The sequence below is a fragment of the Cellulosimicrobium cellulans genome (assembly GCF_042723955.1).
Lineage (GTDB): Bacteria > Actinomycetota > Actinomycetes > Actinomycetales > Cellulomonadaceae > Cellulosimicrobium > Cellulosimicrobium cellulans_H.
The window spans coordinates 1509-7586 of the sequence record NZ_JBHXIC010000136.1; the positions used below are offsets into that span (position 1 = coordinate 1509).

5 protein-coding genes are annotated in these 6078 nt (G+C 77.5%); 3 read left to right on the forward strand and 2 right to left on the reverse strand.

The features are described from left to right. Window positions 1-143: 143 nt before the first annotated feature. A complete protein-coding gene (locus ACFWH7_RS20195) occupies window positions 144-1475 on the reverse strand; it encodes an enoyl-CoA hydratase/isomerase family protein (RefSeq protein WP_378219331.1) in 1332 nt (443 codons plus the stop codon). A gap of 105 nt (window positions 1476-1580) precedes the next feature. Here ACFWH7_RS20195 and ACFWH7_RS20200 point away from each other — a divergent pair, with 105 nt between their 5' ends. From ACFWH7_RS20200 to ACFWH7_RS20210, 3 genes are all read left to right on the forward strand, one after another. Beyond that, on the forward strand, window positions 1581-2558 hold the full coding sequence (locus ACFWH7_RS20200) for an alpha/beta hydrolase (protein ID WP_378219333.1): 978 nt from the start codon (window positions 1581-1583) through the stop codon (window positions 2556-2558). A 155-nt stretch (window positions 2559-2713) separates the two neighbouring features. Then, on the forward strand, window positions 2714-4336 hold the full coding sequence (locus tag ACFWH7_RS20205) for an AlkA N-terminal domain-containing protein (RefSeq protein ID WP_378219335.1): 1623 nt from the start codon (window positions 2714-2716) through the stop codon (window positions 4334-4336). Beyond that, complete coding sequence (locus tag ACFWH7_RS20210; protein ID WP_378219337.1) at window positions 4333-4905, forward strand: methylated-DNA--[protein]-cysteine S-methyltransferase; 573 nt, start codon at window positions 4333-4335, stop codon at window positions 4903-4905. The genes ACFWH7_RS20205 and ACFWH7_RS20210 overlap by 4 nt, the downstream gene beginning before the upstream one ends. A 24-nt stretch (window positions 4906-4929) precedes the next feature. On the opposite strand, the gene ACFWH7_RS20215 is transcribed toward ACFWH7_RS20210, so the two are convergent. Beyond that, the gene (locus ACFWH7_RS20215) at window positions 4930-5964 is read right to left on the reverse strand and encodes a CAP domain-containing protein (RefSeq protein ID WP_378219339.1); all 1035 of its coding nucleotides are present in this window, start codon (window positions 5962-5964) and stop codon (window positions 4930-4932) included. Window positions 5965-6078 lie beyond the last annotated feature (114 nt).

A 6078-nucleotide genomic window follows, 5' to 3' on the forward strand; every position in this document is an offset into this window, starting at 1 on the left:
CCACAGCCAGCCGGCACGCGGTGCTGCGCATCCTCGCGACAGACAACGCCGCCCCCCGCCCTCCCGCCGCCCCCCCCCGCCCCCCGCGGCCGCCCCCCCCCCCCCGCTTCGGCGTCTTCCGGGGGAACCGCACGCGTCGCGTCTCAGGACTCGACGGTGACCTCGACGACGTCGCCCACGGCGTCGAACCGCACCGCGGGCCAGTACCCGTCGAGGAAGTGCTCCCCGCACGAGTCCGCGAGGTGCACGACCGTGCCGCCGCCGTCGTGCCGCTCGACGAGCTCGACCACGAGGTCGTCGCTCGCCTCCACCAGCTCGTCCGGCGTCGGCTCCTCCTCGCTGAACCGGCGGACGACCGCCTCGACCGCGCGGCGTGCCAGGCGCGGGCTCAGGGCGTCGTCCCACAGCGCCTCCGCCGGCACGTATGCAAGCGCCTCCGCGCCGAGGCCCGGGTCGACCTCGGCGAGCGTGGCCGGTCGCCACGACGGGTCGCGATCCTTGTCGACCACCTGCGCGCGGACGCCCTCGACGAGGTCCGGCTGCGTGTCGACGAACCACGAGACGAGCCCGTACTCCTGCTCCAGCGCGGCGCGCAGGTCCGGGAGGTGGCGCGCGCTGCGGACGGCGGCGAGCGCCACGGTGAGCGCGGTGGGCGAGAGCCGCTCGAGCTCGTCGGCCTCGGCGCCGGCCTGCTCGTCCCCGTCGCCGGCGGCGGCACGCAGCCGCGCCACGATCTCGGGCACGTCGTCCGCCGCGTACGCGGCGTCGGCCGCCGCCTGCCGGGCGACGAGGCGCGAGACGGGTGCGGGCAGGGCGTGGCGGCGCACGACCTCCCGCACGTCCTCGACGTCGAGCGGGTCGACGCCCGCGGTCGCGAGCGCCGCGAGGTCGGCCACGAGCACGGGCAGCCGCTCGCTCGGCACGTAGTGGTCGGCGAGCCCGACGAAGATCGCGTCGGCGGCGTCCATCGTCACGGCGCCGAGCGCGAGCAGCTCGCCGAGCCGCCCGGGCGCGCGGGCCAGGAGCCAGGAGCCTCCGACGTCGGGCGTGAAGCCGATCCGCGTCTCCGGCATGGCGACGCGCGACCGCTCGGTGACGACGCGGACCGGCGCGTGCGCGGCGAGGCCGACGCCGCCGCCCATGGTGATGCCGTCCATGATCGTCACGACGGGCACGGGCAGCTCCGCGAGCGCCGCGTCGACGGCGTACTCGCGCCGGAAGTACCGGCGCGCGTCGGCCTGACGCCCGGCAACGATCGATGCGCGCAGCTCCCGGACGTCGCCGCCCGCGCACAGACCCCGGTCGCCCGCGCCGTCGAGCAGCACGACGCGCACGGTCGGGTCGACGCGCCACTCCTCAAGCACGTCGGCGATCTCGCCGAGCATCGAGTAGCCGAGCGCGTTGAGCGCGCGGGGCCGGTCCAGGGTGAGGTGCCCGACGCCGTCGTCGACGCGGGCGATGATCTCGCTCGTCATCCGCGTCACGCTACCGCCCGTCGGCGGCCGGACGCTCGCACGACGTGGGACCCTGGCACGTCGGACGAGCGTGCCGACGGTGCCGGCGGCAGCGAGGAGGCAGCGGTGGACGAGGCGACCTGGACGGACGGACCCTGGCGGCCGGACGTGCTGGGCGGGGAATGGGTCGCGCGCGACCTCGACCTCCCGGACGGCGCGGTGGCGACCCTGGTGCGGCGCGACGCCGCGGCGCCCGACGGCGACCGACCCGCGGTGCTGTACGTGCACGGCTTCATCGACTACTTCTTCCAGACCCACGTGGCCGAGGCGTTCGAGGCGCGGGGGTATCGGTTCTACGCGCTCGACCTGCGCGGCTACGGGCGCTCGATCGGCCGCGGCTCGGGCGCGCCGTCGCGGCCCGACGACGATCCCAACTTCGTCACCGACCTCGCCGTCTACGCGCAGGACCTCGACGCCGCCGCGCGCGCGATCCGGGCCGAGGGGCACGAGCGGCTCGTCGTGCTCGGCCACTCGACGGGCGGCCTCGTCGCCAGCCTTTGGGCGGACGCGCGGCCCGGCCGGCTCGCGGCGCTCGTGCTCAACAGCCCGTGGTTCGACCTCAACAAGCCGTGGGTGTTCCGCGGGCCGGTCACGTGGGTGATCGACGTCGTCGGGCGGTTCGCGCCGCGGCTCGTCGTGGGCGCGCTGGACCCGCACTGGGTGGAGGCGCTGCACGCGAGCACGGGCGGCGAGTGGGACTTCGACCTCGCCTGGAAGCCGATCGAGGGATTCCCCGCACGGGCGGGGTTCGTCCGGGCCGTGCGGCGCGCGCACGCGCGCGTCGGGCGCGGTCTGCACGTCGACTGCCCGGTCCTCGTGCTGGCGTCCGCGCGCAGCGGCCCGGCGTCCGGTTGGCACGACGCGCTGCTCACGACCGACAGCGTGCTCGACGTCGGCCACATCACCTCGCGTGCCGAGCGGCTGGGCGACGACGTCACGGTCGTCACGGTCGAGGGCGGCGCGCACGACCTCGCCCTCTCCCCCGAGCCCGCCCGGTCGACCTACCTGCGGGAGGTCCTCGACTGGCTCGACGGCCACGTCTGACGGCCCCGATCGCACGCCCTCGGCTGCCGAACCCGGGGTCGTTCCCCAGGACCCGACCAGCCTGAGGAGAGATCCCGCGTTCGCGCCGGCGGGGCGTCACCGTCGTGTCCGAATCCCGCTAGCCACGGGAGGGTCCGCGGGGTGAGGATCGAGTCATGACGACGACCCTCGCGACTCCCCGCGCGGTTGCGGACCCCGTGTTCGCGGAGCGCTACCGCGCCATCGCGTCGCGCGACCGGCGGTTCGACGGGCAGTTCATCACCGCCGTGAGGAGCACGGGCATCTACTGCCGCCCGTCGTGCCCCGCGCGCACGCCCAAGCCGGAGAACGTCACGTTCTACCTCACGTCCGCGGCCGCGCACGAGGCCGGCTACCGCGCGTGCAAGCGCTGCCTCCCCGAGGCTGTGCCCGGCACGCCGAGCTGGGACCTCGGGCACGACCTCTCCGCCCGCGCGATGCGCCTCGTCGCCGACGGCGTCGTGGACCGTGAGGGCGTCGACGGTCTCGCCGCCCACCTCGGGTACTCGGCCCGGCACGTGCACCGCGTGCTCGTCGCCGAGCTGGGCGCCGGCCCGGTCGCGCTCGCCCGCGCGCTGCGCGCCCAGACCGCGCGCGCCCTGCTCACGGGCACCGACCTCCGCCTCGCCGACGTCGCGTTCGCCGCGGGCTTCGGCAGCGTCCGGCAGTTCAACGACACGATCACCGAGGTCTTCGACACGACGCCGAGCGAGCTGCGCCGTCGGGCGCGGCCCGACCGCCCGGCCCCGCCCCGCGGCGCCACGGGGTCGGGGGGTGCGGTCCGCGGCCCCGACGGCGCGGGTGCCGTCGGGGACGACGGCGGCACCACCGCGGTGCTCGACCTCACGCTCCCCCTGCGTGAGCCCTTCGACGCACGCGGTGTCTTCGCGTTCCTCGCGGCGCGCGCCGTCGACGGCGTCGAGGTCGCGGACCTCGCCGGACCCGTCCTGTCGTACGCGCGCACGCTCGCGCTGCCGCACGGGCCGGGCGCGTTCCGCGCGACGCACGGACCCCCGCCGGGGAACGCCCGCGGCGCGGCACGGTTCCACGTCGAGCTCGAGCTCACGTCCGTGGCCGACCTGCCCGCGGCGATCGCCCGGGTCCGCCGCCTGTTCGACCTCGACGCCGACCCCGCGGCCGTGGACGCGGCCCTCGCCACCGACCCGGCGCTCGCCGCGTCGGTGCGCGCCGTGCCCGGTGTCCGCGTCCCGGGCGCGGTGGACGCGACGGAGATCCTCGTCCGCGCGCTCGTGGGGCAGCAGATCTCCGTCGCCGCCGCGCGCACGCACCTGTCGCGGCTCGCCGTCGCGCTCGGCACGCCGTTCGCGTCCCGGTTCGGGCCGACCCGCCTCTTCCCGACGCCGACGCAGCTCGCCGAGGGCGGAGCCGACCACGTGCGCGGGCCCGCGCGACGCACGGCCGCGATCCTGGGGGTCGCGCGCGCGCTCGCCGACGGGTCGCTCGCGCTCTCCCCCGCCGACGACCCCGCCACCCAGCGCGCGGCGCTCGAGGCGATGCCCGGCGTCGGCCCGTGGACGTCCGGGTACGTCGCGATGCGCGTCCTGCACGACCCGGACGTCCTGCTCGACGGCGACCTCGCCCTGCGCGCGGGCGCCGCGGCGCTCGGCCTGCCCGACGACCGGCGCGCGCTCGTCGCGCACGCGGAGCGCTGGGCGCCGTGGCGCTCGTACGCCGCGATGCACCTCTGGCGCGCCGCGGCCCCCCGACCCTCGTCCGCCCTCACGAAGGAGACCCCGTGACCACCGCAGCCACCGCCCCCGCGACGACCACCACCGGTACGGCCGTCAGCACGACGGTCACCACGCCCGACGGCCCGTTCACGGTCGTCGTCGACCCCGACGGCACCGTCCTCGCCTCCGGCTGGACGGCCGAGCCCGCGGCGCTCGTCGCGCTCGTCCACCCCGACCTGCGCCCCGCGGACGTCTCGCTCGTGCCCGACGACGCACCCGCCGTCGTCCCGGCCGTCGCCGCGGTCCGGGCGTACTACGCGGGCGACGTGCACGCGATCGACGCCGTGCCCGTGCGCCAGGTCTCCGGGCCCTACCGCGCGCACGCGTGGGACGTGCTGCGCACGGTCGAGCCGGGCGACCCGGTCACCTACACGCGGTACGCCGAGCTGTCGGGACGGCCCGCCGCCGTGCGCGCCGCCGCGGGCGCGTGCGCGATGAACGCTGCCGCGCTGTTCGTGCCGTGCCACCGCGTGCTGCGCACGGACGGCAGCCTCGGCGGGTTCCGCTACGGCCTCGAGGTCAAGCGCAGCCTGCTCGACCGGGAGGCACGCGCGACCGGGGCGCCGTCGCTCCTCTGAGCGCTCGGCGCGCCGGGCACGCGCTCAGCCTCGGCCGAAGAGCTGGGTCCACACCCGGTCCGCGTGCCCGACGCCGATCTCGCGCAGGTCGCAGTCGAGGATGTTCGCCCGGTGCCCGGGCGAGTCCATCCACGCGCGCACCACGTCCTCGGCGGTCGCCTGACCCTTCGCGATGTTCTCCGCACCCGGGTTCGCGTAGCCCTGGGCCTTCGCGCGGTCCCACGGGGACCGGCCGTCGAGGCTCGTGTGGTCGAAGTAGCCCTGGGCGAGCATGTCCTCGCTGTGGAACTGCGCCGCCGCGGTGAGCCGCCCGTCGACGACGAGCGGGCCGCAGCCCGCCTCGGCGCGCTCCGCGTTGGTCCGCTCGACGACGGCGGCGCCCTCCGCCGAGATCGCACCCGGCCCGGCCGGGACCGCCGCGGCGGACGCCGAGGCGGGGGCGGGCGTCACGCTCGGCGCCGGGTCGGCGGCCTCGCCCGACGCCGCCGGGTCGGTCTGCGCGTCGCCCGGACCCGGCTGCGTCGGCTCCGGGGACGCCGGGGCCGGCTCGACCCCGTCGTCGGTCCCGCCCTGCTCCGCCCGCTCGGCACCGTCCGACGGGGTGTGGGGCGCGCCGGGCGCGGTCGGTGCCGCCGAGGTGTCCGAGGGACGCTCCAGGTCGTCCGCCGAGCGGCCGTCGGCCAGCGTCCGCGACGAGCGGTCGTCGCGCGGTTCCCGGCCGTCGAGCCAGGACTCCGGGTCGGTCCCCTGCCACGGCAGCGCCGCGACCACCGGCCCGCGCGGGCCGACGTGCTCCGGCCGGAGCTCGCCGGTCGCCGTCGCGACCGTGACGCCCAGCGGCGGGCCGAGGAGCAGTGCCACGGCGACCCCCGACGTCGCGGCGACCCGCGGACCGGACCGCAGGTGCCGCGCGAACGGGCCGCCCCGCCGTCGGGCCGCCGCGGGCGTCGGGACCGCGGACGACGGCCGCGCGGGCCGCGACGTCCCGGATGCCGGTCGCGACCGGGGCACCTCCGCGGGCGCTCCGGCCCGGTGCCGGGGCGTGCGCTGCGGGGCCATCGCCCGACCCTACCCACCCCAGCCGCGGATGTGTACCGCTTCGTCCGTTCTGCCCGCTGTCCCCCTGCCGCCGAACCCGGGGTTGTTCCCCAGTTCGGCGCCGAACCGGGGAAC